A 23500-nucleotide genomic window follows, 5' to 3' on the forward strand; every position below is an offset into this window, starting at 1 on the left:
CACTCCAGTCAACACTCCAGTCAACACTCCAGTCAACACTCCAGTCAACACTCGAGTCAACACTCGAGTCAACACTCCAGTCACTCCCGTCAACACCTCGGACATTAAATGAAGACTACGAGAGCGACAGTGACGGAAGCCCGGTCTCATGTGCTTCGCAGCCAAGCGCTTGCCGGGCCGTCGCCGGGCCGTCGCCGGGCCGTCGCCGGGCCGGCCGTCGCCGGGCCGGAGCGCCGACCTCCAGGTCGGCTCTTCGACAGCGCATCCCGCTCTGTCGCCGTGTTGACCTGGAGGTCAACACTCGTACGCCCGTGAGGGCGCATTGTCAGCACGGTGTAAGTCCGTGTCCGGGTATGCCAAGGCCCGGTAGCCGAAGGTAACTGCGTCGCGCCGAGCGAAGGTGGGCAGGAAGGTTGATCCGTGAATGCCATGAAGATGGAGGCGAGATGCCGAGTGCGTCAGTGCCGGAGACGGCTAAACAAGCATACGATCCTCATGATCCACAGACGTGGACGTGGGTGGAGCCATCGGTGTGGAGCGAGCGGATGTTGGCGGCCTTGGGTCTTCGGGGTCACAGGAGGCAAGTATCGGCGCTGGCCGAATGCCTTCTTCGCTCACCACGGGCTGTTCACCATGACCGCAGCCCATGCCCGGGCGCGCCAATCCCGATGAGGCAACAACCGACCGGAGAGCCGTGTGCGGGAGAACCGCACGCACGGTTCGGAGGGAGGGGAGGCGCAAGCCTCCCCTAACCCTATCCAGTCAGTCGCGCGTCGGCGAGACGGCTGGGATTCCGGTCCCGATTATCCTGCTGCCCAATACCCACCCATGCAACACCGCCATCTGAACCACCAGCGCCTGACCCTGGCCGCCATCGACGATCTGATCGCCCGCGGGCGCTGGGATGACTGGGCTGCGCCGCGCCAGGCGGTGCTTGCGGACCCCGCGCTGCTTGAGAAGGTGGAACAGGTCTGCCGGGCGCAGGTCGCGGCCCCCTAGGTGCAGCGCCACCATTTCTGGTTGCACTATGCCCAAGCCCATCGCGCCGCTGCCTGATTGGGAGCGGGTTCTCTCCGCCGCCGCGCACTTGCAGGCTATCTTGCCGGGGCGGTGCTGGGCGGTGGTACCGCCTCCGCACTGCATGCGGGGCATCGTTTCTCCATACCATTACCCATAACTTTCCCCGATGCTGCGCTGAGCCTCAAGTGCGAGGACGAAATCGGGGATGCGTTGCAGGCCGATCCAAGCGCGCCGGCATTAACAACGCCTATCGAGTCGCGCAGCGGCCTCGCCGCGGGCTATGCAGATCCGTCGGCGCCGGAGCGGCACCTGACGACGCAGTTGCGCAAGCTCGCGCGGCGGGCGCGGGTCGAGTCGGACTCCGCGCCCCGGGATGCTGCCGTCGGCCGCGTTGCAATGGCACCGCTCGGACAGCACAATCGCGGGGTTTCCCAAGCCGGAGTCGCAACCATGAACATCGCTCGCACAGGCCGCAGTCCATCCCCTCGGCGCGGCTGGCCCGGGCTGCTGCTGCTCGCGCTGTTGATGGCAGTTGGGGCCGCGCAGGCCGCGGCCACGCGCGACCCGGGCCAGTACTTTTTCGACCAGACCTTCGGCGACTTCGGCGAAGAGCTCGCAACGGCCCGCGACGAGGACAAGCAGGGCATCCTGCTTATGTTCGAGATGGACGAATGCCCCTTCTGTCACCGCATGAAGAACACGGTGCTGAACCAACCGTCCGTGCAGGACTATTTCAAAGAGCACTTCCTGGTCTTTTCGGTGGACGTGGAAGGCGATGTGGAGGTGACCGATTTCACCGGCGAGGCCATGGCGCAGAAGGACTTTGCGCTGAAGTCGCACCGGGTCAGGGCAACGCCGGTGTTTGCGTTCTTCGACCTCGACGGCAACTTGGTTGCCCGCTACACGGGCGCGACGCGAGACACGGACGAGTTCCTGCTGCTCGGTCGCTATGTCGTCGAGGGTGCCTACAAGAACACGACCTTCACCAAGTACAAGCGCGAGCACGCCGACAAGTCCGCGGCGGCGGACGGCCAGGCCGCCCGCTGAGCGGGGCGGGTCGGTGCCGAGGGGCGGCGCAGCGCGATGAGCGGCTTTCTTGTGGTCCGAATTCCGTTCTCGTCCTCCACCGGCGCACCATGACGAAGACGACAACGACAACGAAAACGACAACGAACCGATCCTGCCGCCGAGTTTGCTTGGTTCAGACTCCAACGGGCTAGCGAGGCAGAGCCTCAGACCGCCCAGGGCGCGGAGCGCTTTCTTATCCGGTCGTCGCCGCAGGAGAACCGAGGGCCGAGGAAGGCTCCCTCGGCCCTCGGCCCTTTTCCCTACAAGCGCCGTGTCGTCGTGAAACTTGACTCATCTGTAAGCAGTTGGCGCAGTAAAGCAATCTAGGGGACTATGACATGACGGCAACCGACACGAGCAACCGCATCTGCGTGCGCTGCACCGTCGCGGGCCATGTCCAAGGCGTGTTCTTCCGCGCGTCGGCGCGGGAGGAGGCGCTTCGGCTCGGGGTCACGGGGCATGCGCGGAACCTCCCTGACGGCAGCGTCGAGGTCCTCGCCTGTGGCGAGCCCGACGCGGTCAATCACTTGCGCGAATGGCTGCGCCGCGGCCCGCCGCAGGCCGAGGTGACGGGCGTGGCCTGCGAAGCCGTCGATTACCGCCTGATCAGCGGCTTCGCGACCAACTAACGCGAAGCTCCACGCCTGCGCCTGCCGATCCTGCACGACGGCCGCATCCTTGCGCGGCCCAATCGCTTCGTCGCCGAGGTGGAGCTCCTTGGCGGTGACGTGGTGAGCGCCCACGTGCCGAACACGGGCACGCTCCTGACCTGCTGGACCCCCGGCGCGCCCGTCCAACTGGCCGCGGCCGACAATCCCCGGCGCAAGCTCCGCTGGACGCTGGAGCGCGTCGACATGGGCGGTGGCTGGATCGGCGTCAACACGCTGCGGCCGAATCAGGTCATGGCCGAGGGCATCGCCGCGGGCCGCATCGCGACGCTGGCGGGTTATCGGCAGCTCCGCCGCGAGGTGCCCTTCAGTGGTGACGACGGCCATGCGGGGCGCCTCGACATGCGCCTCGACGACGGCCCCGGACCGTCCGCGCTGGTGGAGGTCAAGAACGTGACCCTGCTGGACGGGGCGCATCTGCGCTTTCCCGACGCGCGCAGCGAACGCGGGCGCAAGCACTTGAGCCTGCTTACGCACGCGGTCCGCCAGGGGCTCCGCGGTGTCATGCTGTTTGCGCTGAACCGCCCGGAGGGGCAGCGCTTCGCACCCGCGTGGGACATCGATCCGCGCTATGCCGAGGCACTGCTCGCGGCAGCCGCGGCGGGTGTCGAGCTGCTGGCCGTGCGCATGGTGCACGGCGCCGATGCCGTGGTGTCCGGCGAGGCCGTCGCGCTGGACCTTGCGCGGCGCTGAGGCTACCGCCTGCCGACGCCGACGCCGACGCTCAGTAGCCTTGGGTCGCGATGGTCAGCGGCTCCGGGTACGCGTCGGTGCGCTCGACGCCGGTCTCAAGATGCCCGTCCGCGTGCAGGGTCAGCCAGCGGTAGCCCGGCGTGCGCGGATCGAGCGAGAAGTCCGCGCTCCCCGGCAGGAACTGCACGCAGGTGGATGGTGTGGCGAGCAGGCGCACCCCGGCCACCTGCTGGTCTGCCTCTTGGTGCACGTGGCCGCAGATGACGGCGCGCAGGGCCGGATGTAGCGCCAGTGCGGCCAGTGCGGCGGTGGCGTTGGCCACCTGCATGGTGTCGATCCAGCGACTCCCCATCGGCGCGAGGTGATGATGCAGGAATACCAGCGTCGGCCGGGCCGGAGCGCCGCGGGCCGCCTCGGCGAGGCCCTTCAGCACCGTGGCATGCAGTCGGCCTCCGGCCTCTCCAGGGATGACGGAATCGAGCAGCAGCAGGTCCCAGGCCCCCGCTGCAACGCGTCGGAGCCCGGACGCGGCGGTCGGGTCCAACTGGCCCACCAGGAGGTCCAGCCGGTCGTGATTGCCCGGTATGCAGTGATAGGGGATGCCGAGGCCGTCTAGGCGCTCGCGAAGGAAACGGTAGGCGCCTGGCAGCTCATCGTGTACGAGGTCGCCGGTCAGGACGATGGCGTCCGGTGGCCAATACCGCGCCTGCGCTAGCGCCAGCACGGACTCAAGCGTACGCCTCGTGTTCTGTCCGAGCAGCCGCCGTTCCGGGTCGGCGTACAGGTGCAGGTCCGAGAGCTGCAGTAGTCGGAAGGGGGTTGCCGTGGGTGCGCGCCGGTCTTGGCCGATGCTGTCTTCCCGTGCGGTCTGTGCGTCCTGAGCGGCCATATCCGTTTGTCACCACCGGTTCTGTTTGCCTTAGCCTTCAATTAAGTAGCAGTTGCCTGCGGCGCTCGCAACTGCGGATGACGGAACCGTGACCAGCCTCGCAGCAATGGCCTAGCCCTGCAGCCTACGGTGCCCGCCGCGGGCAGGCGCAAGCGGCTCATTGCCGCGGCCCGACGAGCGCCTTGGGGGCGTCCGCAGTCGCGCGTGTCCGGCAGATGCGAGGCATAACGTACACGAAGCGAGACGCTCTGACAACCGGGTAGATCCTGACGAAATGCGTACCCTCGGCCGCATGATATTGCCGCCAAGCAGGGGGCGCGCGGAGCCCTCGGCGCGCAGCGCAGCCTTGGCCGGCGCCGATCCAACCGCGCTATCGGCCCCATTGGCACAAACAATTGCTGCGGTAATTCCCGCAGGGGTAAGGTGCGAAAAGGCGCCCACGGCCCGAGCACCCCGGCAGCAGGCGGCCGTCCGGGCCGGCCCGGCGCCCGCGTGACGGCGCAGCAATGACGACGAACGATATGCGCCGTCCTTATGCAACCCAGAGGATCCAATCATGGAGCTCAAAGGCAGCAAGACCGAACAGCATCTCAAAGACGCCTTCGCGGGCGAATCCCAGGCCAACCGCCGCTACCTGTACTTCGCCTCCAAGGCCGACGTCGAGGGCTACAACGACGTGGCTGCCGTATTCCGTTCCACCGCGGAGGGCGAGACCGGCCATGCCCACGGTCACCTGGAGTATCTGGAGGCGGTCGGTGATCCGGCCACGGGCCTGCCCATCGGTGCCACCGGAGACAATCTGAAGTCCGCCATTGCCGGCGAGACCCATGAATACACGGATATGTACCCGGGCATGGCCAAGGCGGCGCGCGAGGAGGGCTTCGAGGAGATCGCTGACTGGTTCGAGACCCTGGCCAAGGCCGAGCGTTCCCACGCCAATCGCTTCCAGAAGGCGCTGGACAGCCTGGACGCGTAAGGCGGGCAGCACGGCTTGCCGCAGCGTCGGTTGGAGCCGGGCGCCGCGGATATGCTATACCCGTCGGCATTCGCCCGCGGCGACACGATCAAGGGGCGCATTGCGCCCCTTTTCCGTTGTGCTCGAAGCCGGTGTCCGGGGCCTGACCGCCAGCAGGTGGCAAGCCCGGGGCTGTATCCTAAACTCCAATCGCACAAGGCTGTAACCATGGCGCTCATCGATTCGACCCCCGCATGGCAGGCCCTCGCGGCCCATTGGCAGACGATGGCACAGGTGCACATGCGTGAGCTGTTTACGTCGGACCCGGGTCGTGTCGCGCGCATGACCGCCGATGCCGCCGGCCTGCACGTGGATTACGCCAAGCACATTGCCACCGATGAGACCTTAAGGCTCCTGTTCGACCTCGCCCGCGCCGCCGACCTCGAGGGCTGGCGCGCGCGCATGTTCTCCGGCGAGCACATCAATAGCACGGAGGACCGTGCCGTGCTGCACGTGGCGCTGCGCAACCGCTCGGATCGGCCCGTCCGCGTCGATGGCGAGGACGTGATGCCGGACGTGAAGGCCGTGTTGGAGCAGATGCGCGCGTTTACCAACCGCGTGCGCGCAGGCGACTGGCAGGGCTTTACCGGGCGACCCATCCACGATGTCGTCAACATCGGCATCGGCGGCTCGAACCTCGGGCCGAAGATGGTCACGACGGCGCTGACGCCCTACCAGTCCGAGGCGCCGCGCCCGCACTTCGTATCGAACGTGGACGGCACGCATCTCGCCGAGACGCTGCAGGACCTGGACCCGGCAACGACGCTCTTCATCGTCGCGTCCAAGACCTTCACCACCCAGGAGACCATGACCAACGCGCAGAGCGCCCGGCGCTGGCTGGTCGAGGGGCTGGGCTCCGATGCCGCCGTGCGCAACCACTTCGTCGCCGTGTCCACCAACGCGGAGAAGGTGGCCGAGTTCGGCATCGACACCGAGAACATGTTCGGCTTCTGGGACTGGGTCGGCGGGCGCTATTCGCTGTGGTCCGCCATCGGGCTGCCCATTGCGCTGGCGGTGGGCTTCGAGCGCTTCGAGGCGCTGCTGGCCGGCGCGCACGACATGGACGAGCACTTTCGCGCCGCCCCGCTGGAGCAGAACCTGCCCGTCATCCTGGGCCTGCTCGGCGTCTGGTACATCGACTTCGCCGGCGCGAGGACCCACGCAATCCTGCCCTACGACCAGGACCTTGAGCACTTTCCTGCCTACTTCCAGCAGGGCGATATGGAAAGCAACGGCAAGCACGTGACCCGCGACGGCACCCGGGTCGGTTACGCCACCGGACCCGTGGTCTGGGGCCAGCCGGGCACCGACGGTCAGCATGCCTTCTACCAGTTGATCCACCAGGGCACGGAGCTGATTCCGTCGGACTTCATCGCGCCCATCAAGAGCCACAACCCCATCGGCGATCACCACGCCAAACTGCTTGCGAACTGCTTCGCGCAGACCGAGGCGCTGATGCGCGGGCGCACGCTGGAGGAGGCAAGGGCCGGGATGATCGCCGCGGGGCTCGACCCGGCGGAGGCCGAGCGGCTCGCGCCGCATCGCGAGTTCGACGGCAATCGCCCGACGACCACGATCCTCGTGGACGAGGTGACGCCGTACACGCTTGGCGCGCTAATTGCGCTCTACGAGCACAAGATCTTCACCCAGGGCATCATTTGGGGCATCAACTCGTTCGATCAGTGGGGCGTCGAGCTCGGCAAGCAACTCGCCGGCGTGATCTTAGGGGAGCTTGAGGCGGGCCGCGTGACGGCGGACCACGATGCCTCCACGGCGGGGCTGCTTAAGTATTTTCTGGCGAAGCGCTGAGGTCGGTCCGAGGGCGCCGACGCCGGTCAGGTGCCGGTGATGCGCTCGCGGTAACGCGCCCGGTACAGGAGCCGTGGCGTGTCGCCGTCTACAAAGCGCGTGCGCGTGTGCAGTACGTTGTTGCAGATGACGCCCCAGCCGGGCTCCAGCCGCAGGCGCAGCACCGGCGTGTCCGCGGCGTCCAGGATCTCGCGCAGGGCCGCGACCGCGGCCGCGGTGTCCGGATCATCCCGCCACTCGATATTGCGCCGGCGGTCCGTGTAGCGCATGGCGAGCTTGCCGTGTGCGCCGACCGTAAAGACGGGTCCGGTGCTGGCGGGGCGCAGCTCCTCGCCGTTGACGATGTTCGGCGGAATGGTCATTACCTCCGCGTGCATCAGTGCCCGGATGTGCGCGGGGTCGCGATCCCGGAGGCGGATGTAGACGATGTCCGGATCGAGCAGGGCGTTCTCGCCGCCTGCCGCCGCCGGCGTCACGCAGTGCAGGATGAAGGCGTGGATCTGTCGCTGCCGGCTGTTGTAGTAGCCGTCCGTGTGCCAGGCGATGGGCTTGTCCGTGTAGGGAATATAGCCCCGGTGCAGCGCATCGGACTGAATGGTCACGGCGGTGATGGCGTCCTCATCGGCGCCCGGGTTGCGGTCCAACTGCTGCAGGCCGAAGTGCTCGCCGAGGCGCAGCGCGATGTCCTTGTCCGGATCGGCACCGACGGCTGACACGTAGATGGCCATGTTCCAGCGCCGGCAGCGCTCGCGAATGGCCTCGGCCTCGCTTGGGCTGAGCCCGCGCGGATCGGCGATCTCCACCACCAACTCCGCGAGGGAGCAGGGGATGTCGGCGAGCTTGGCTTCCCGCCAGGCCTGATAAGGGGCGTCGTTCGACAGGGATAGCGGCGTAACGTGTCGGGGCATCGGGCAAGGCTGCGAGTGGGAGCGGCGCCCCCGATTCTACCGACTCGGGCCGCTGGAAGCAGTCGGGCCGTGGTCTGTCGATACGCGGAATCCCGCGTGATGCCCCTATACTTGAGAAGGAACGCGACAAGGAAGCCGTACCATCCGATCCAACGCGCCGATCCAACGCGCCGATCCAACGCGAGGAGGCTGTCATGCCCGCCAACCCCTATCGACATTTGCTGCTGGCCGTGGACTTTGCGCCGGAGTCCGAGATCGTTGTCGAGCGCGCCGTGGCGATGCGCGAGCGGTTCGACGCGCGGCTCAGTATCGTCAACGTCGTCGAATACGTGCCGCCCGAGACGGAGCTGGCCGGCGGCGCCTTCATGGCGGAACCGGTGCTGCCGTCGGACCTTGACTTGGAGCGGGAGCTCGTGGACGTGGCCCGCAAGGAGTTGGATGCCCTAGGCGAGCGCATCGGGGTGCCGACCGAGGACCGCATCGTCGAGTTCGGCCCCACCGGTCGCAGCATCGAGCATGTCGCGAAGGACCTCGGTGTGGACCTCATCATCGTCGGGGCGCGCGATCAAAGTTGGCTCGGCAGCCTGTTCGGCTCCATCTCCCGCACCTTGCTGCGGCACGAGGTCTGCGACCTGCTCGCCGTGCGCATTCCGGCGCATGGCGAGGAAGCCGTTACGGGCGGGGACTGAGCCGCTGCGGTGCCTCAGCGGGAGCCGCGGCGGATGGCATCGCCCGCGCTCGCCGCGGCAGCGGACTCGGCGACGGCGAGCTCCGGGCGCTCGCCGCGCCGCTGCTGCGCGAAGGACACCGGCAACGCGAGCTCATTGCTGACAAGCGGCTCGCGGGTGCCGCGGCGGGTCAGGTCCTCGGCGCTCGCGGTGGTGACTGCCGTGGCATTTGTCCGGGGAGTGGGCTCGTTCAGCAGGGAGGCGGTGGCGGCGACGCTGAAGGCCAGGAATAGGGTTGCGAAGGCGACGGGCTTGGTCATGATGGCGGTCTCCGGTGGCGTTTTGCTTGGTTACTGCGGTGCCGGTTGGCTGCCGCGGGGCGTTTGGCCTTGGAAACAAGCTTAGGAGACCGAGCGTCGCCGTCGGAGTAAGGAAACGTCAGTGCTTTTGTAAACTATTGGCGAAGGGAAACGCGCCATGCGCCGGTCGCGGCCGGCAGGCACGAGCAAGCCGTGCCGCCGTGCCTCGGATTTACTCGACGGTGACCGTGATCTTCTCGGAGTAGACGGGAGGGTCGTGCGGCACGTGCTTCATGTCGCCGAGCAGAAGCTGCAGCGTATGCGTACCGGGCTCGAGCGTGACCTCGGTCTGGGTCTGGCCGCCGCCGAAGTGCTTGAAGTCGCCGCCGATGGGCTGATCGAGCGGCGGCAGCTCCTGGTCGATGAGCAGGTGATGATGGCCGGTGGCCGCAACGTCGACGCCGGCCGGGGCGACGCCCATGTTCTCCAGGCCGAACTTCACCATGAAGGTCCGCGGCAGCGTGGCGCCGTCGGCGGGCTCGATGAAGTAGACGCGCGCGCCCGCCGGCGCCGGGGTGCGCTCGATCTCGGCGAACGCGGGCAGTGCGCTCAGCATTATCGGGGCCGCGACGAGCGCGGCGGCAGCGTATCGGAACATGCTCGCTCTCTCCTCGAAGGGTGCCAATTCAGCGCCGGTGCTCCTGCACGCGCCGGCGCGTTGGTCTAGTTCGGGGAGGCTCGCATGCTTTCAAGCCGGATATCCCGGCCGTCGGGTCGGCAAAGACGCTGGGCTTGGCGTGTTTGCTGGAGTGTTGACCTCCAGGTCAACACAGCGACAGAGCGGGGTACTGACGTCGCGCGCGCCGAGCCGAGCCGACCTGGAGGTCGGCTCTTCGGCCCGGCCCGAAGCTCCGGGCTGGCTTCCCGGCCGAGCTCCTGAGATTGGGCTTCGACGATTTCGATAGCGATTTCGATAGCGATACCGATCAGCACGACTTGTCGGTCTGAGGCGGCGCCTCCCTAGCCCCTAGCCCCTCAATACCGTCCACCCGTCTTCATCATGTAGTTGCGCAGCTCCGCGCTCTCCAGGTTCACACGCATCAGGTTCGAGTGCGTGATGCGGAAGATCGCGCGCATGACCTTGTAGACGAGGCGCGGCTCGGTCTCGATGAGGCTCTCGAAGGCCTCGGGCTCCAGCGTCAGTATCAGGCTGTCGGCGTCGGTGCAGAGCGCGGCCTTGCGCGGCGAGCCGTCGATGAAGGCGCGGGTGCCGGCGCACTCGCCGATGCGCATCTGGTAGACCCTGTCCTCCTGGTCGTTCACCTTCGTGCAGACGCTGAGTTGGCCCTCGCCGAGCACGAAAAGCGTGCGCCGATCCTCGCCCTCTTGCACCAGCGTCCGGCCCGCCGGCACGTTCTCCATGCCCATCACCGCCGCGAGCGCCATGCACTCAGCCGGGGTCAACTCGGCACCGAGGGCGGATTTGGCCAGCATATCGGCCATGTTCAGGTCGTTCATATCGCGTCACCTCATCTCATGAAGGGTACGCGCCGGCGCCGGTCGCCGGCGGCAATGGCCGCAGTTTAGCGCGGGAATATGACAGCGGGTGCCGGGGCTGGGGCGCGGCTCAGCCCTCGATGCAGAAGCGCCGGATCAGCGCCCGCAGCAGGCCCAGCATCGGCTCGATGCGGTCCAGGGCCAGGTACTCGTTCGGCTGGTGCGCCTGGTCGATGTCGCCGGGGCCGAGCACGATGGTGTCCATGCCGAGCCGGTTCAAAAACGGCGCTTCGGTGCCGAAGCTCACGGTCTCCGCGGGATGGCCGGTCAGCGCCTCGGCGGCGCGCACGATGTCCGCCGTGGCGGGCGTCGCCACCGGCGGCACGGGCTCGAACAGCGGCGTCACGTCCCAGGTGAGCGCGCGCCGCTCGGCGACGGCCGCCACGCGCCGGGCCAGCTCGGCGCGCACCTCGGCCGGCTCCTGCCCCGGCAGCGCGCGGATGTCGATGTGCAGCTCGCAGTGGCCGCAGATGCGGTTCGACGCATCGCCGCCGTGGATGTGGCCCAGGCTTAGGGTCGGCCAGGCGATGCGAAAGGCCGGGTCGCGGTGGGTGCGTTTCAGCTCTTCGCGCCAGGCGAGCAGCGCGCCCAGCACCTCGTGCATGCCCTCCAGCGCGTTGTTGCCGAGGCTCGGGTCACTCGCGTGCCCGCTCTGGCCCAAGAGCCGGATGCGCTCGCCCATGACGCCCTTGTGCGCGCGCACGGGCCTGAGTCCTGTCGGCTCGCCGATCAGCGCATGCCGCCCCAGCGGGCGGCCCGCGGCGACCAGCGAGCGGGCACCGGACATGGACGACTCCTCGTCCGCGGTGGCGAGGATCATCAGCGGGTGCTGCAATCGCGCCGCATCGAGCCCCCGCGCCGCCTCCAGTGCGAGCCCCAGAAACGACTTCATGTCCGCCGTGCCGAGCCCGTACAGGCGCCCGTCGGCCTCCGTGAGGCGAAACGGGTCGAACCGCCACAGCGGCGCATCGAAGGGGACGGTGTCCGTGTGGCCCGCCAGCACCAGCCCGCCGGGGCCGCTGCCGAGGGTGCCGAGCAGGTTGGCCTTGTGCGGCGAGCCCGGGATCTCCAGCCATTCCACGTGGAAGCCCGCGTCGGCGAGCCACACCGCGAGCTGCTCCAGCAGCGGCCGGTTGGTCTGATCGCGCACCGGGTCGACGCTGCTGACGGTGGGCACGGCGATCAGGTGGCGCAGCATGTCGAGCAGCGCCGGCGGCTCGCGGGACGGGATGACGGGCATGCGGGGCTCCGGTTGGTGAACACAAGGGCGCGCGGGCCGCTGCTCCGGCAGGCCGGGCTCGCGGGCTGCGCGCCTTTCGGCTAGATTCTCCCGATTCGCCCGCTTCCAACAAGGACCGTCCTTGACCCTAACGCCGATTCCGAGCCCCGTGCACCTGCCGGGCGAGCGGCCTGCCGTTGCCGACGCGGCGCTGCTGATTCGTGCCGCGGAGTCCCGCGACCTCAACGGGCTCGTGGCGCTCGAGCGCGCGAGCTTCCCGGGCGACCGGCTGACCCGCCGGCAGTTCCGCTACATGCTCGCCCGCGCGCAGGCGACGCTGCTGGTGGCGACGGAGTCGGACGCGCCCGTCGATACCGCGGTGCCGCTGCTCGGCTATGTGCTGGTGCTGTTCAACCGAGCCACGTCCGTTGCGCGGCTCTACTCCATCGCGGTGGCCGAGGCGGCGCGCGGGCGCGGCGTCGGGCGCGCGCTGGTGCTCGCGGCCGAGCGCGCCACCTGGGACGCCGAGCGCGCCTACCTCCGGCTCGAGATCCGCCGCGACAACATCGCCTCGCAGCGGCTGTTCGAGCGGCTCGGCTACCGCCGCTTCGGCGTGCTGTCGGACTACTACGACGACCACATGGAGGCGCTGCGCTACGAGAAGCAGCTCTCGCCCCACACGGGTCGCGAGCAAGCCCGCGTGCCCTTCTACGAGCAGACGCTGGACTTCACCTGCGGCGCCTCGTCGCTGATGATGGCGATGCATGCGCTGGACCCGGAGGTCGCGCTCGACCGCACGCTGGAGCTGCGCATCTGGCGCGAGGCGACCACGGTGTTCATGACCTCGGGGCACGGCGGCTGCGGGCCCTTCGGGCTCGCGCTGGCGGCGCACGCGCGCGGGTTCAGCGTCGAGGTCTTCGTCAACGACCGCGGCGTGCCGCTGATCGACTCGGTGCGCAGCCCCGAGAAGAAGGAGGTCATGCGCCTGGTACACGAGGACATGCTGGCCGAGGCCGCGCGCGCCGGCGTCCCGGTCACCTACGGCACCCTGGGCCTGGACGAGCTGGAAGGGCGCTGCACCGCCGGTGCCGTGCCGCTGGTGCTGATCAGCAGCTATCGCATCTATGCCGAGAAGTTTCCGCATTGGGTCGTCGTGACGGGCTTCGACCGCGGCTTCGTCTACGTGCACGACCCCTATGTGGACTACGAACAGGGCGAGACCCCCATCGACTCGATGAACATGCCGATCCAGAAAGCCGAGTTCCGGCGCATGGCCCGCTACGGCCGCGCCGGGCTGCAGGCCGTCGTGCTGGTGTCGCGGCCCGCCGATGTGGCGCCGCGCGCGCCCTCGCGTGCAGCCGGAGCCGACGCCGATGGCTGAGCACGTGCTGCTGGTGGAGCAGCCGGGGGACTGGCGCGCGAGCTTCCCGGCGCTGCGGGTGGTGAGCGCGCGGGACTATCTCGGCGGCGGCGCGGACTGGTCCGCGAAGCGTCGGCTGCATCTGGTGAACCTGTGCCGCAGCTATCGGTATCTCAGCGTCGGCTACTACTGCTCGCTGCTCGCCGAGGCGCGCGGCCATCGCGTGCTGCCCGGGGTCGAGAGCATCCAGGAGCTCTCCAGCCGCGGCCTGTACGGGCTTGCGCTCGACGCCTTCGAGCTGCCGCTGCGCCGCCTGCCGCAGACCGGCGCGACGGCGCAGACGATCACGCTCACGGTGCTGTTCGGCCAGTGCGCGGAGCCGCACTGGCAGCCGGCGTTCCAGTTGCTCGCGCGGCGGGTGTTCGAGACCTTCCGCTGCCCGCTGCTGCGCATCGAGCTCAAGCACACCGGCGGCTGGCGCGTCACGTCCATCCGCGCGCTGACGCTGGACCGCCTGCCCGTGGAGCAGGAGCCGGCCTTCGTCGGCGCGCTGGAGGGCTATCTGTCGCAGCGCTGGCGGCGCCCGCGCTCGCGCCAAGCGCACCGATACGACCTCGCGCTGCTGCACGACCCGGACGAGGCGCTGGCGCCGTCGAACCCGCGGGCGCTGAAGCGCTTTCAGCAGGCGGGGCGGGCGCTCGGGCTGAACGTCGAGCTGGTGACGCGCAAGGACTACAGCCGCCTGGCCGAGTACGACGCGCTCTTGATCCGCGAGACCACGCGTATCCATCACCACACCTTCCGCTTCGCGAAGAAGGCCGCGAGCGAGGGCATGGTGGTCATCGATGATCCGGTGTCGATCCTGCGCTGCACGAACAAGGTCTTTCTGGCGGAGCTGCTGGAGGCGCGCGGCGTGCCGCGCCCGCGCACGCTGGTGCTGCGCCGCGAGACGCTGCTGGACGTGGAGGCGGCGATCCCGTATCCGGTGGTGCTGAAGATCCCGGAAGGATCGTTCTCCCGCGGGGTCTTCAAGGCCGCCGACCGCGGCCAGCTCAAGGACATCGCACAGCGGCTGTTCCGCGAATCGGACCTGATCCTGGCGCAGGAGTATCTGTACACGCCTTATGACTGGCGCATCGGGATTCTGGGCCGCCGGCCGCTCTACGCCTGCAAGTACCACATGAGCCGCGACCACTGGCAGATCGTCCGCCACGACGCCGACGGCGGCCACGACGAGGGCGGCTTCGAGACCATCGCCATCGAGGACGCGCCGGCGCGCGTCGTCGCCGTCGCGCTGAAGGCCGCGAACCTGATCGGCGATGGCCTCTACGGCGTGGACGTGAAGGACACCGCCCGCGGTGCGCTGGTCATCGAGGTCAACGACAACCCGAACCTGGACGCCGGCATCGAGGACAAGGTGCTGGGCGAAGGGCTCTACCGCGCCATCCTCGCGGACATGATCGAGCGGCTCGACCGCCAGCGGCAGCCGCAGCCGCCGGCACCGACGCGGGCACCGGCACGCCCCCGCGCCGCCCCGGACGCGGCGCTGGACCCATGACAGGGCAGCGCGAGCCGGGCAGCAGCCGCGAGGCGCCGCCGACGCCGGCTGCCGTGGAGATCGCCTTCGGCCGCTACCGAGCGCTGCTGGAGGCCACCGTGGGCGATGCGGGCGCCGGCTGGCGGGACTTCGTGGACGCGCTGCGCAGGCCGCTCCCGGCCTGCGTGTGGAGTCGGCCCGGGCGCGTGGACGGCGCAGAGCTCGCCGATCTGCTCGCCGAGCAGGGCGTGGCGGCGGACCCCGTGCCCTGGCTCGACGGCGCGCCGGGCAGCGCGCTGCTGCTGCCGGCCGGCTTCAAGGCGGGGCAGCACTGGTGGTACTGCGCCGGCCTCGCGCACGCGCAGGAGGCCGTCTCGCAGTTGCCGGTGCGCTTGCTGGACTTGGCGCCGGGTCAGCGGGTGCTGGATCTCTGCGCCGCACCCGGCGGCAAGACGGCGCAGATCGCGCTCGCGCTGGGCAACGCCGGCACCGTGCTGGCGAATGACTTCGCGCCGGAGCGCATCGCGGCCCTGCAGGGGAATCTAGACCGCCTCGGCGTCGTCAACGTCAGCACCACCCGGGGCGACGGCGGCAACTATCCGGCCGCGGCGGGGCCGTTCGACCGCATCCTGGTGGACGCGCCCTGCTCCAGCGAGGGCACGCTGCGGCGCAACCGCAGCCTCATCGACAAGGTCGGCCCGGAGCGCAGCCTGCGCATGGCGAGCCGCCAGCGCGCGCTGCTGCGGAAGGCCGTGAAGCTGTGCCGGCCGGGCGGGCGCATCGTTTACTCCACCTGCACCTTTGCGCCGGAGGAGAACGAGCTCGTCGTCGCGGAGGTGCTTGAGTCTCTCGGCGGCCGGCTCAGGCTCTTGCCCGCCGCGGTGCCGGGGCTCGCGAGCGCGCCGGGCGTGACGCACTGGCAGGGTCGCTCGCTGCCGGCGGAGCTTGGGCGCTGCCTGCGCGTCTGGCCGCACGCCAACGACACGGGCGGGTTCTTTATCGCCGTGCTGGAGAAGGCGCCCGACGCGCCCGGGCTGCCGGAGCCGGTGCCGCTGGGCTTCGGCCTGGACGCGGGCGATGGCGACTGGTGCACCGAGATTGCCGAGCACTACGGATTGGCGACGCCCATCGAGCAGACTTACCGGGTGCATCGGCGGACCCGCCGCGGCCTGCACCTGATGGCGCCGGATCACGCACCGCCGGCGGCGCCCGCAGCGCAGGGCAGCGGGATGTTCTTTCAGCGCACCAACGTGCGCCCGCCGAAGCTCACCACGGCCGGCGCGCTGCTGCTGGGTGCGGCAGCGACGCGGCAGGTGCTGGAGCTTGGCGCGCCCGCCGAGCGCGATGCGTATCTGCGCCGCGAGCCGCTGACCCCGGCGCCGGCGGCGCGGGCCGACTGCCGGCCCGGGCAGGTCATTGTGCGGCACCGCGGCTGGTCGCTCGGGGTCGCCGTGCTGCACCGCTCCGGTGAGCTGGAAAGCCTGTTCCCGCGCGGCTGGAGCGGGGCCGCAACGGGCGCATGACTGGGCGCCATCTCTGGGCTCTTGCCCTCGGCCCTCGCCTATGGCGTCGAGCTCATCACCGAGATGGCTTGAGGAAGGGCCGAGGGCCGAGGGCCGAGGAGGGCTTCCTTGGCCCTTGGCCCTTAGCCCTTGGCCCTCGCCCCAGCGCCCTGTCACCTGTCTGTCATGGCGCCATCAGTCGGGCGCGGTAGCATACGCGCCCGATATCGCGAGCCGACGTCCCCCTCGGAGCCTGCCCAGATGAACGCCGACGCCCAGAAGCCCGAGAAGAAGGCCCCGAAGTCCGGCAAGCGGCGCGACGCCGACACCCCAAGCGTGCCGCTCATCTGGCGCTCGGTGGGCGAAGCCGGCATCAGCGACGACTTGGACGAGCACAACGCCGCCGTCGTCGACGCATTCTCGCGCCTGATCAAGGCGGAGGAACGGGACAAGGTTAGCCGCGCCATCAAGCGTTGGCCGCCCGCGCACCTGCTCGCCCTGTTCGTGCACCTGCCGCTGAAGCGGGCGCGGGTGCTGTTGTCTTGGCTCGACAAGTTCCAGGTGCGGGTCGTGGCCGAGCTGAACCCGGCCTTTCGCTCCGCGCTGCTGGAGGACTGCACCGTGCAGCGTCTGGTGGAGGTGCTCGACGGCATGGAGCCCGAGGAGGCCGCCGACCAACTGGAAGACATGCCGGAGGAGGCGCAGGCGGAGGTGCTGCCGAAGCTGCGCGAGCGCGTCGCCATCGAGAGCTTGCGCGCCTTTGAGGAAGACTCCGCCGGCAGCATCATGAGCCGCAAGTTCGTCGCCGTGCCGCCGGACTGGACCGTCGGCCAGGTCACGCACGAGATCCGCGCCAACGCCCGGGCCATCGAGAAGCTCTACGCGGTCTACGTGGTGGATACGCGCCATCACCCCATCGGCTATCTGCGCCTGCGCGACCTGCTGTTGTCGCCCCAGGAGGCGCGCGTCGCCGAGGTCATGAGCACGGACTTCATCGCCGTGGGGCCGGACACGGACCAGGAAGAGGTCGCGCGCATCGCCGACCGCTACGAGCTCTCCGTCGTGCCCGTTGTGGACAAGTTCGGCCGCCTCATCGGCCGCGTCACGCCCAAGCAGCTCCGCCGGGTGCTGCGCGAGGAGGCCGAGGAAGACCTCAACCTCATGGCCGGCCTGCCCGCCGACACGCGCCCGGACGAGTCCATCGGCCGCATCGTGCGCGGGCGCATCCCCTGGCTGCTGATCGGGCTCTGCGGCGCGAGCCTGTCCGCCGCGGTGGTGGGTGCCTTCGAGGATCAGCTCGCCCGCGCCGCGATCCTCGCGAGCTTCATCCCCATCGTCATGTCCATGGCCGGCAACGCCGGCATCCAGGCGAGCACCGTCGCGGTGCAGGGGCTCTCCACCGGCACGGTCAAGTTCGGCGACCTGGGTTGGCGGCTCGCGAAGGAGCTCTCGGCCGCGCTCGCCAACGGCGCCATTGCCGCGCTGGTCTTGGTGGCGCTGGTCATCGGTGTCGCGCAGCTCATCGACTTCGACGCGCCGCTGGTGCTCGCGGCCAGCGCCGGGCTGTCGCTGCTCAGCGTCGTCGTCGTCGCGGTCGCCGTCGGTGCGACCATCCCCATCGTACTGGATAAGCTCGGCATCGACCCCGCCATGGCGACGGGGGTCTTCATCACCACCGGCAACGACATCCTGTCCGTGATGATCTTCTTCATCATGATGTCGCTGTTCTATCTGCCGCTGCTGTCCTAGCGCCCAAGCCGTTATGCCGTCCCCAAAGACCGCCCATCCGCGCTTCGGCTTCAAAGTCGTCGACCGCGCTCGCGCCGAGGCGTCGCCGATGGTGGAGCGGGCGCTCGCCGAAGGCAGGCCCATCGAAATCGGCCTTTACTTCGAGAACGCCGACTGCCGCGCCTATTTGCGCGATACGCTGGCCGGTGCGGCCATCCCGGTGACGGTGCATCTGGACCATCGTCGGCTCAGCCTGGTCCGGCTGTCGCGCGCGTCCGAGTTGCTGGACGAGCAGCTCAGCGCCGCCGCGACTCTGGGCGCCCGGCGCGTGCTGACGCACATTGCGCCCTATCCGCTGACGCCATCCCGACACCGCTGGCCCGCGCTCTGGGGGCAGCTCACCGAGTGGCTCAGCCGCCTCGATCGGCGCGCTGCCGAGCATGGACTCGGGCTGTTGATCGAGAACACCTTCCACTCCCTCGGCTTCTATCGCGACTTCGCGGCCGTGGTGCTGGCCGCGGCCGGACCCGACACGGGGCTGTGCTTCGACATCGGCCACGCCAAGGTGTGGTCCGACACCACGCTGGCGGCCTGGCTGGGCTTCCTCGCCGAGGTCGACAACGCGGGTCGGCCACTGCACTGCCATTTGCACGCGAACGACGGGCTCTATGACCGCCACCTTTCCTTCGCTGACGCGGAGCGCGACGGGCTCACGGTGCCGGACAGCTTCACCGGAACGCTCGACGGCTTCGCGGCGCTCGCGGCCATCGATGTGGCGCTACCCATGGCGGACAAGATCTTCGAGGTACCGCCGGAGCAGGCGCTGACCAACCTCGACCTGATTCTGACGCGGCTCGCCGAGGTCTAGACAAGCCGCCCCCCGTCTGGAGCAGCCGGCGGGCGCATGCTAGCCTCTGGCGCTTTCCGACCTGAGCCTGCCGTGTCCGACACCGATATCCTGAACCAACTGCTGGCGCTGCTCGCCGAGCTGACGCGAGACTCCGAGGGCTACCTGGAGCGCGAGGACGACTCCCAGCTCTGGTACAACCGCGGCTACGCCAACGGCATGGCCGCGGCGCTGACGGCGCTCGGCCACGGCGAGGCCGTCGCCCGCACCATCGAGCCGGACCCCTATGATCGCGCCCGCGACCAGCAGCACCTGCCTTGGGGCAAGGCCTACGAGCACGGCCGCGAGATGGGCGAGCGAGAGACCCATGAGGTGCTGTGATTGCCGGTGCTTCGCACGGAACCGTGTCGATCTGGAGATCGACCCTCCGGCCGTGGCCGCGCACGGCCCGTGGCCGGCGCTTGGCCGGAGTCTTGGCTCGAGTCTTGGCCGGAGCGTTGGCCGGAGCGTTGGCCGGAGCGTTGACCGGAGCGTTGGCCGGAGTGTTGACCGGAGTGTTGGCCGGAGTGTTGACCTCCAGGTCAACACCCACAGCACGGCGAGGCTTTGTCAACCTCCTCCTAAACCCCGTCGCCACCCGAAACCCCCGCAGGAAGGACGCCCATGTCCAAGTTCGTCTCCTTCAACATCAACGGCATCCGCAGCCGCCCGCACCAGCTCGAAGCCATCAAGGCCAAGCACGACCCGGCCGTCATCGGCATCCAGGAGTCCAAGGTCGCCGACGATGCCTTTCCGCTAGAGATGATCCAAGCCCTGGGCTACGAGCCGCACTACCACGGGCAAAAGGGCCACTACGGCGTCGCGCTCCTGTGCAAGGCGCCGCCCGCGAGCGTCTGCAAGGGCTTCCCGCACGACGGCGAGGAGGCGCAGCGCCGCGCCATCACGGGTGCCTTCGCGCTGCCGGACGGCGAGACCCTGACCGTCATCAACGGCTACTTCCCGCAGGGCGAAAGCCGCGACCACCCGGTCAAGTTCCCGAACAAGGCCAAGTTCTACGCGGACCTCGGGGTGTATCTACGCGAGCGTTTCCGTCCGGACGAGCCCTTAATTCTGATGGGCGATATGAACGTCGCGCCGCAGGATGCCGACATCGGCATCGGCGCGGACAACGCAAAGCGCTGGCTGCGCACCGGCAAGTGCAGCTTTCTGCCCGAGGAGCGCGAATGGCTCCAATCGATCATGGACTGGGGGCTGGTGGACGCCTACCGCATCGTTCACCCGGACGTCGCGGACCAATTTAGCTGGTTCGACTATCGCTCCCGCGGCTTCGAGCGCGAGCCCAAGCGCGGGCTGCGCATCGATCTCATCCTGATCACCGCGCCGCTCGTGGCTCGCCTCAAGGACGCCGGCATCGACTACGACATCCGCGGGCTGGAGAAGCCGTCCGACCATTGCCCGGTGTGGATCGAGCTGGACTGAGCCGCCGGGGCGGCAGCCCCCGCCGTGCGGCTCAGGCGTCCGCGGTGCGCAGCGCCGCCTCGACGTCCGCAAGCTCGGGCAGGCGGCGGGCGTAGCCGTGTTTGTCGATGAGGCGGCGGGCCTCGGCCAGGTCCATCGCCGGGGTGCGCTCCGGCCAGGGGTAGCCCGTGGGAGCGGCCTCTGGCCGCGACGGCGCAGGCTTGGCCTCCAGCCGCGATAACGGATCAGCCCAGGGCCGGGCGAGCCAGAGGCGGGCGCGGGTCAGCAGCACATCGGCCTGGAACAGCGGCATCGGGCCGGCCTCGGCGATGCCCCAGGCCTCGTCGAGCAGCGCGCGGGCGGCGGCGGGGTCGCCGCGCAGCGCGTGGGACAGCGCGGCGGTGAGGAGGGCCTTGGGCAGGTGGTCCATCATGGCCGCTTCGCGCAGGCCGGTGACGGCGGCGGTCAGTGCGGTCTGGTGCGGGTCCGGGGGCTGGTCCGGGTCGCCAGCGGGCGCCGGGGTCGCCGCCGCGCCGGTCAGCAGCCCCCGCCACTGCGCGACGCGGGCGAGGGTCAGGTGGTTCAGCGCGATGTCGAGGAGGTTTCGCGATCCGTTCAGCACGATCTCCAACGCCGCATGCGCCCGCCGCTCCACCTCGTCGCAGGCGGCCAGCGGGTCCAGGTCCGGCGGGGCCGCGGCGGCATCCGCGTCCCCGCCACTGGCCGACTGGCTGTCGGCGGACCCCGTCGCCGACTGGAAGTCGGCGGTCCCAGCGCCCGCGGCGGCGCGTGGGAACGAGAGCAGGACGCGCCAGGCGGCGCGCTCGGCCGGGGCCAGCAGCCAGTCGCTGTAGCGGAACCCCGGCAGCGAATAGAGCAGCGGGAACTGGGGCTGCCGCTCGCGCTGCATGACCTCGGCCGCGGCAAACAGCGCGCCGGCCTCGCGCCGCTCCCCGGCCTGGTGCAGCGCATCGGCGGCGGTGGTGCGGCGGGCCATGCGCAGGAAGGCATCGCCGCTGCGGTCCGCGTGCGCGACGCTGGCGTGGGCATCCCGGATCGCCGCGGGCAGGTCGCCGAGGGTGACCTCCAGTTCGCTCAGACTGCTGGCGCTGCGTGCGGCGTTGTTCCAGTCCTGCTGCTGCACGTACATCTCCAACCCCGCCCGCATCGGCCCCAGCGCCTCGGTCAGCCGCCCGAGGGCGCGCAGGTTAATCGCCGCCTCGCTCAGCAGCCAGGCGCGGTCGGGCTCGCTGACCGCGGTGGTGACCCGCGTCCAGGGCTCGTCGAAGAAGGCGGCGACGGCGCTTAAGTCCTGGCTGATGGCGCCGAGTTTGTCCCGGCTGTAGAAGCCGTCGTCCCCGGTGCCGCGCAGGATGCGGTCGCGGTAGACCTCTTCGAGGGCCGTCTGCGCCCGCCCGGCCAGCACGCCGTGGCGCACCGCCTGATACAGGGGTTGCAGGCCGGGCAGGTCGTCGGGCCGCTCGGGGGTGCTCTGGCAGAGGTAGTCAAACAGCCGCCCATGCGCGGCGGCGTGGGCCTTGGGCAGGTGTCGGCGCAACTGCTCGGCGAAGTACTCGCGGATCAGCGGGTGGACGTCCAGGGCGGTGCCGGCGGTCTGGCCGCGGCGGTGGATCAGGTGGGCGGCCTCCAGCCGGGCGAGGAGCGACTCCCAGCCGGTCTCGTCCACGTCCACCAGGGCCTCGGTGAGGCCGCGGATGGCCGGGCGTCGGCGCAGCACGCGCAGGCTGTCGGGGCTCGCCGGGCGGTCGAACAGGCCGGTGAGGCGCAGCACGGCGATGGTCTGCGCACGGCTGTCGCCGGAGCCGCCGCGCCGGCCGCCCCGCGGCAGCAGGCGTGCCCACCCGCGCGCCGGCGGGGCGAGCCACTGCTCGTAGGCCTCCAGCACCTTCCAGGCGGTGCGGTGGCGGCTGCCGCGGGTCTCCTGGTCCGCCCGGCCCCAGTCGATGCGGTCGCGGCAGCGGATGTCGCCGCCGTGGGCGTCGAACAGGAAACGGCCGAGCAGGGTCAGGCTCAGCGCATGGCAGTCCAGCTCCGCGCAGGCGGCGGCCAGGTCCGCGTCGCTGCCCCGGATCTGCAGGTCCCGCAGCAGCCGAATCGCAGCGTCGCGGCCGAGCTCCTCCAGCGCGTGCTGGTGGTGGCCGGTGAGATCGGGCAGGGCCTGGCGGCTGGTGAGCAGCAGCAGGCCCGGGTTGCGCTGGGCCAGGGCGCGGATCAGCTCGCGCAGGTCCGGGTCCAGCAACTGCCCGGCCTGGGGCCGGGGGGCTGTTGCAGGGGCTCCAGGCCGTCGAGGACCACCAGGCTGCGCTGGCGCTGGATCAGCGCGGCGAGCCGCCGGCCCTTGTCCTCGGGGCGACGCGGGTCCGGGTCGCCGAAGTGGGCGAGGGCCTGTTGGAAGAAGTCGCCGACGCTGCCGGTGCGGGCGGCGGCGTCGTCGTCGGCGGTGCCCTGGTCGTAGAAGCTCCAGTCGAAATAGGCGGCCAGCGGCCGGCCGTCGCGGTCCTGCCAGCCGCGGTCCATGAAGCGTGTGCGCAGCCAGTGGGCGATGAGCGCGGTCTTGCCGACACCGCCCCAGGCAATCAGCGCGAGCACCGGGGTGCCGTCGGCCCAGGCCGCGTCCAGCATCGCCAGTTGCTCGGTGCGGCCCTGGAACAACTCCGCGTGGTGACGGAAGGCGAAGCGGGAGGTGGCGATGCGGGGGTTGGCCGAGGTCGCGGGCTCGGGCGGCGGTGGAACTGGCTGCGGCGGCGCGGCGACCGGCCGCGGAGGATCGGTGGCGGTCGGCTGGCGTTGCAGCACGGGGACGAGGAACGCGACCAGCGTGACGACGACACCCAGCAGCGCGGCAAGATCGGCGAAGGGTGACTGATGCAGCGTGTGGATCACAGGCTCGGCGCCCTCGCCGAGCCAGGCGGTCAACTGGTCGGCCGGCAGCCAGGCGCCGAGCAGCACCAGCATCGCCAGGATGAACAGGACGATCAGGAGCCCTTTTTCCAATCTGCTCGGGGTCTGCATGGGTGAGCGCCCTGTTCCGTGGTTGGTTCGCCGAGGTTGCTGCGGGGTAGGCGGTGAGGGCTCAGGGACCGGCTAAGGGGCCGGAGCCGTTCTGGAGCTCATCGGACACGCAAGAGATGAAGATGCGGTTGTTCTCAGCCATGCGAACCTCGCGCCCAATCCTGTAAACGTCGCGCGCCGCCCCGGTGCGGACGGGGCCGCGGCCAAGCCGTGTGTAACGCC

22 protein-coding genes are annotated in these 23500 nt (G+C 69.7%); 14 read left to right on the forward strand and 8 right to left on the reverse strand.

The window, feature by feature from the left end; translation table 11 throughout:
• The first annotated feature begins 828 nt into the window (after positions 1-828).
• The 4 genes from ML01_RS30000 (at position 829) to sfsA (ending at position 3449) form a co-directional block, all read left to right on the forward strand.
• On the forward strand, positions 829-999 hold the full coding sequence (locus ML01_RS30000) for a hypothetical protein (RefSeq protein WP_173865192.1): 171 nt from the start codon (positions 829-831) through the stop codon (positions 997-999).
• Between the two features lie 471 nt (positions 1000-1470).
• The gene (locus ML01_RS17050; RefSeq protein ID WP_058556668.1) at positions 1471-2067 is read left to right on the forward strand and encodes a thioredoxin family protein; all 597 of its coding nucleotides are present in this window, start codon (positions 1471-1473) and stop codon (positions 2065-2067) included.
• A gap of 359 nt (positions 2068-2426) precedes the next feature.
• Positions 2427-2717 (forward strand): acylphosphatase, encoded by a 291-nt coding sequence (locus ML01_RS17055; protein ID WP_058556606.1) that lies wholly within the window; start codon positions 2427-2429, stop codon positions 2715-2717.
• 30 nt (positions 2718-2747) lie between these two features.
• Positions 2748-3449, forward strand: a complete 702-nt coding sequence (gene sfsA / locus ML01_RS17060; protein WP_256363659.1) for a DNA/RNA nuclease SfsA — start codon at positions 2748-2750, stop codon at positions 3447-3449.
• Positions 3450-3480: 31 nt separating this feature from the next.
• Here sfsA and ML01_RS17065 read toward each other — a convergent pair whose 3' ends face one another.
• Complete coding sequence (locus ML01_RS17065; RefSeq protein ID WP_082674371.1) at positions 3481-4338, reverse strand: metallophosphoesterase; 858 nt, start codon at positions 4336-4338, stop codon at positions 3481-3483.
• A 556-nt stretch (positions 4339-4894) separates the two neighbouring features.
• On the opposite strand from ML01_RS17065, the gene ML01_RS17070 reads away from it, so the two are divergent.
• Together ML01_RS17070 and pgi are read left to right on the forward strand one after the other, a co-directional pair.
• Positions 4895-5314, forward strand: a complete 420-nt coding sequence (locus ML01_RS17070) for a rubrerythrin family protein (protein WP_058556608.1) — start codon at positions 4895-4897, stop codon at positions 5312-5314.
• A gap of 207 nt (positions 5315-5521) precedes the next feature.
• Positions 5522-7162 carry a glucose-6-phosphate isomerase gene (pgi, locus tag ML01_RS17075; RefSeq protein WP_058556609.1) on the forward strand — a complete coding sequence of 547 codons (1641 nt, stop codon included), beginning with the start codon at positions 5522-5524 and terminating at the stop codon, positions 7160-7162.
• Positions 7163-7188: 26 nt separating this feature from the next.
• On the opposite strand, the gene ML01_RS17080 is transcribed toward pgi, so the two are convergent.
• On the reverse strand, positions 7189-8070 hold the full coding sequence (locus ML01_RS17080; protein WP_058556610.1) for a TauD/TfdA family dioxygenase: 882 nt from the start codon (positions 8068-8070) through the stop codon (positions 7189-7191).
• Positions 8071-8264: 194 nt separating this feature from the next.
• On the opposite strand from ML01_RS17080, the gene ML01_RS17085 reads away from it, so the two are divergent.
• Positions 8265-8759 (forward strand): universal stress protein, encoded by a 495-nt coding sequence (locus tag ML01_RS17085; RefSeq protein WP_058556611.1) that lies wholly within the window; start codon positions 8265-8267, stop codon positions 8757-8759.
• A 14-nt stretch (positions 8760-8773) separates the two neighbouring features.
• On the opposite strand, the gene ML01_RS17090 is transcribed toward ML01_RS17085, so the two are convergent.
• The 4 genes from ML01_RS17090 to argE form a co-directional block, all read right to left on the reverse strand.
• Positions 8774-9058 (reverse strand): hypothetical protein, encoded by a 285-nt coding sequence (locus tag ML01_RS17090; RefSeq protein WP_058556612.1) that lies wholly within the window; start codon positions 9056-9058, stop codon positions 8774-8776.
• 211 nt (positions 9059-9269) lie between these two features.
• Positions 9270-9695 carry a DUF4399 domain-containing protein gene (locus ML01_RS17095; protein ID WP_058556613.1) on the reverse strand — a complete coding sequence of 142 codons (426 nt, stop codon included), beginning with the start codon at positions 9693-9695 and terminating at the stop codon, positions 9270-9272.
• A gap of 377 nt (positions 9696-10072) precedes the next feature.
• Positions 10073-10555: a Crp/Fnr family transcriptional regulator gene (locus ML01_RS17100; RefSeq protein ID WP_058556614.1), complete on the reverse strand. Its 483-nt coding sequence runs from the start codon at positions 10553-10555 to the stop codon at positions 10073-10075.
• A 109-nt stretch (positions 10556-10664) separates the two neighbouring features.
• Complete coding sequence (gene argE, locus ML01_RS17105; protein WP_082674372.1) at positions 10665-11834, reverse strand: acetylornithine deacetylase; 1170 nt, start codon at positions 11832-11834, stop codon at positions 10665-10667.
• Between the two features lie 193 nt (positions 11835-12027).
• On the opposite strand from argE, the gene ML01_RS17110 reads away from it, so the two are divergent.
• The 7 genes from ML01_RS17110 to xthA all read left to right on the forward strand — a co-directional run bounded on the left by ML01_RS17110 (position 12028) and on the right by xthA (position 20266).
• A complete protein-coding gene (locus tag ML01_RS17110; RefSeq protein WP_082674379.1) occupies positions 12028-13194 on the forward strand; it encodes a GNAT family N-acetyltransferase/peptidase C39 family protein in 1167 nt (388 codons plus the stop codon).
• Positions 13187-14731 (forward strand): RimK family protein, encoded by a 1545-nt coding sequence (locus ML01_RS17115; protein ID WP_082674380.1) that lies wholly within the window; start codon positions 13187-13189, stop codon positions 14729-14731. The genes ML01_RS17110 and ML01_RS17115 overlap by 8 nt, the downstream gene beginning before the upstream one ends.
• Positions 14728-16233 carry an RsmB/NOP family class I SAM-dependent RNA methyltransferase gene (locus tag ML01_RS17120; RefSeq protein WP_058556615.1) on the forward strand — a complete coding sequence of 502 codons (1506 nt, stop codon included), beginning with the start codon at positions 14728-14730 and terminating at the stop codon, positions 16231-16233. The genes ML01_RS17115 and ML01_RS17120 overlap by 4 nt, the downstream gene beginning before the upstream one ends.
• A gap of 240 nt (positions 16234-16473) precedes the next feature.
• A complete protein-coding gene (gene mgtE, locus ML01_RS17125) occupies positions 16474-17961 on the forward strand; it encodes a magnesium transporter (RefSeq protein ID WP_058556616.1) in 1488 nt (495 codons plus the stop codon).
• Positions 17962-17974: 13 nt separating this feature from the next.
• Entirely contained in the window at positions 17975-18808 is an 834-nt protein-coding gene (locus ML01_RS17130) for a sugar phosphate isomerase/epimerase (protein ID WP_058556617.1), read from the forward strand.
• 72 nt (positions 18809-18880) lie between these two features.
• Positions 18881-19168, forward strand: coding sequence for a hypothetical protein (locus ML01_RS17135; protein ID WP_058556618.1), 288 nt, complete (start codon positions 18881-18883; stop codon positions 19166-19168).
• A gap of 282 nt (positions 19169-19450) precedes the next feature.
• On the forward strand, positions 19451-20266 hold the full coding sequence (gene xthA, locus ML01_RS17140) for an exodeoxyribonuclease III (RefSeq protein ID WP_058556619.1): 816 nt from the start codon (positions 19451-19453) through the stop codon (positions 20264-20266).
• 31 nt (positions 20267-20297) lie between these two features.
• On the opposite strand, the gene ML01_RS17145 is transcribed toward xthA, so the two are convergent.
• Both ML01_RS17145 and ML01_RS17150 read right to left on the reverse strand, forming a co-directional pair.
• Positions 20298-22505 (reverse strand): hypothetical protein, encoded by a 2208-nt coding sequence (locus ML01_RS17145; RefSeq protein WP_058556620.1) that lies wholly within the window; start codon positions 22503-22505, stop codon positions 20298-20300.
• A complete protein-coding gene (locus tag ML01_RS17150; protein WP_156427793.1) occupies positions 22478-23278 on the reverse strand; it encodes a hypothetical protein in 801 nt (266 codons plus the stop codon). Before ML01_RS17150 ends, ML01_RS17145 begins: the two co-directional genes overlap by 28 nt.
• Positions 23279-23500 lie beyond the last annotated feature (222 nt).

Origin of the sequence: Thiohalocapsa sp. ML1 (assembly GCF_001469165.1) — a bacterium.
GTDB lineage: Bacteria > Pseudomonadota > Gammaproteobacteria > Chromatiales > Chromatiaceae > Thiohalocapsa.

Excerpts from the sequence above, each read along its gene's own strand:
- ML01_RS30000 (WP_173865192.1), top strand. The coding sequence starts at position 829 with ATGCAACACCGCCATCTGAACCACCAGCGCCTGACCCTGGCCGCCATC.
- ML01_RS17050 (WP_058556668.1), top strand. The coding sequence starts at position 1,471 with ATGAACATCGCTCGCACAGGCCGCAGTCCATCCCCTCGGCGCGGCTGG.
- ML01_RS17055 (WP_058556606.1), top strand. The coding sequence starts at position 2,427 with ATGACGGCAACCGACACGAGCAACCGCATCTGCGTGCGCTGCACCGTC.
- ML01_RS17065 (WP_082674371.1), bottom strand. The coding sequence starts at position 4,338 with ATGGCCGCTCAGGACGCACAGACCGCACGGGAAGACAGCATCGGCCAA.
- ML01_RS17070 (WP_058556608.1), top strand. The coding sequence starts at position 4,895 with ATGGAGCTCAAAGGCAGCAAGACCGAACAGCATCTCAAAGACGCCTTC.
- pgi (WP_058556609.1), top strand. The coding sequence starts at position 5,522 with ATGGCGCTCATCGATTCGACCCCCGCATGGCAGGCCCTCGCGGCCCAT.
- ML01_RS17080 (WP_058556610.1), bottom strand. The coding sequence starts at position 8,070 with ATGCCCCGACACGTTACGCCGCTATCCCTGTCGAACGACGCCCCTTAT.
- ML01_RS17085 (WP_058556611.1), top strand. The coding sequence starts at position 8,265 with ATGCCCGCCAACCCCTATCGACATTTGCTGCTGGCCGTGGACTTTGCG.
- ML01_RS17090 (WP_058556612.1), bottom strand. The coding sequence starts at position 9,058 with ATGACCAAGCCCGTCGCCTTCGCAACCCTATTCCTGGCCTTCAGCGTC.
- ML01_RS17095 (WP_058556613.1), bottom strand. The coding sequence starts at position 9,695 with ATGTTCCGATACGCTGCCGCCGCGCTCGTCGCGGCCCCGATAATGCTG.
- ML01_RS17100 (WP_058556614.1), bottom strand. The coding sequence starts at position 10,555 with ATGAACGACCTGAACATGGCCGATATGCTGGCCAAATCCGCCCTCGGT.
- argE (WP_082674372.1), bottom strand. The coding sequence starts at position 11,834 with ATGCCCGTCATCCCGTCCCGCGAGCCGCCGGCGCTGCTCGACATGCTG.
- ML01_RS17115 (WP_082674380.1), top strand. The coding sequence starts at position 13,187 with ATGGCTGAGCACGTGCTGCTGGTGGAGCAGCCGGGGGACTGGCGCGCG.
- ML01_RS17120 (WP_058556615.1), top strand. The coding sequence starts at position 14,728 with ATGACAGGGCAGCGCGAGCCGGGCAGCAGCCGCGAGGCGCCGCCGACG.
- mgtE (WP_058556616.1), top strand. The coding sequence starts at position 16,474 with ATGAACGCCGACGCCCAGAAGCCCGAGAAGAAGGCCCCGAAGTCCGGC.
- ML01_RS17130 (WP_058556617.1), top strand. The coding sequence starts at position 17,975 with ATGCCGTCCCCAAAGACCGCCCATCCGCGCTTCGGCTTCAAAGTCGTC.
- xthA (WP_058556619.1), top strand. The coding sequence starts at position 19,451 with ATGTCCAAGTTCGTCTCCTTCAACATCAACGGCATCCGCAGCCGCCCG.
- ML01_RS17150 (WP_156427793.1), bottom strand. The coding sequence starts at position 23,278 with ATGCAGACCCCGAGCAGATTGGAAAAAGGGCTCCTGATCGTCCTGTTC.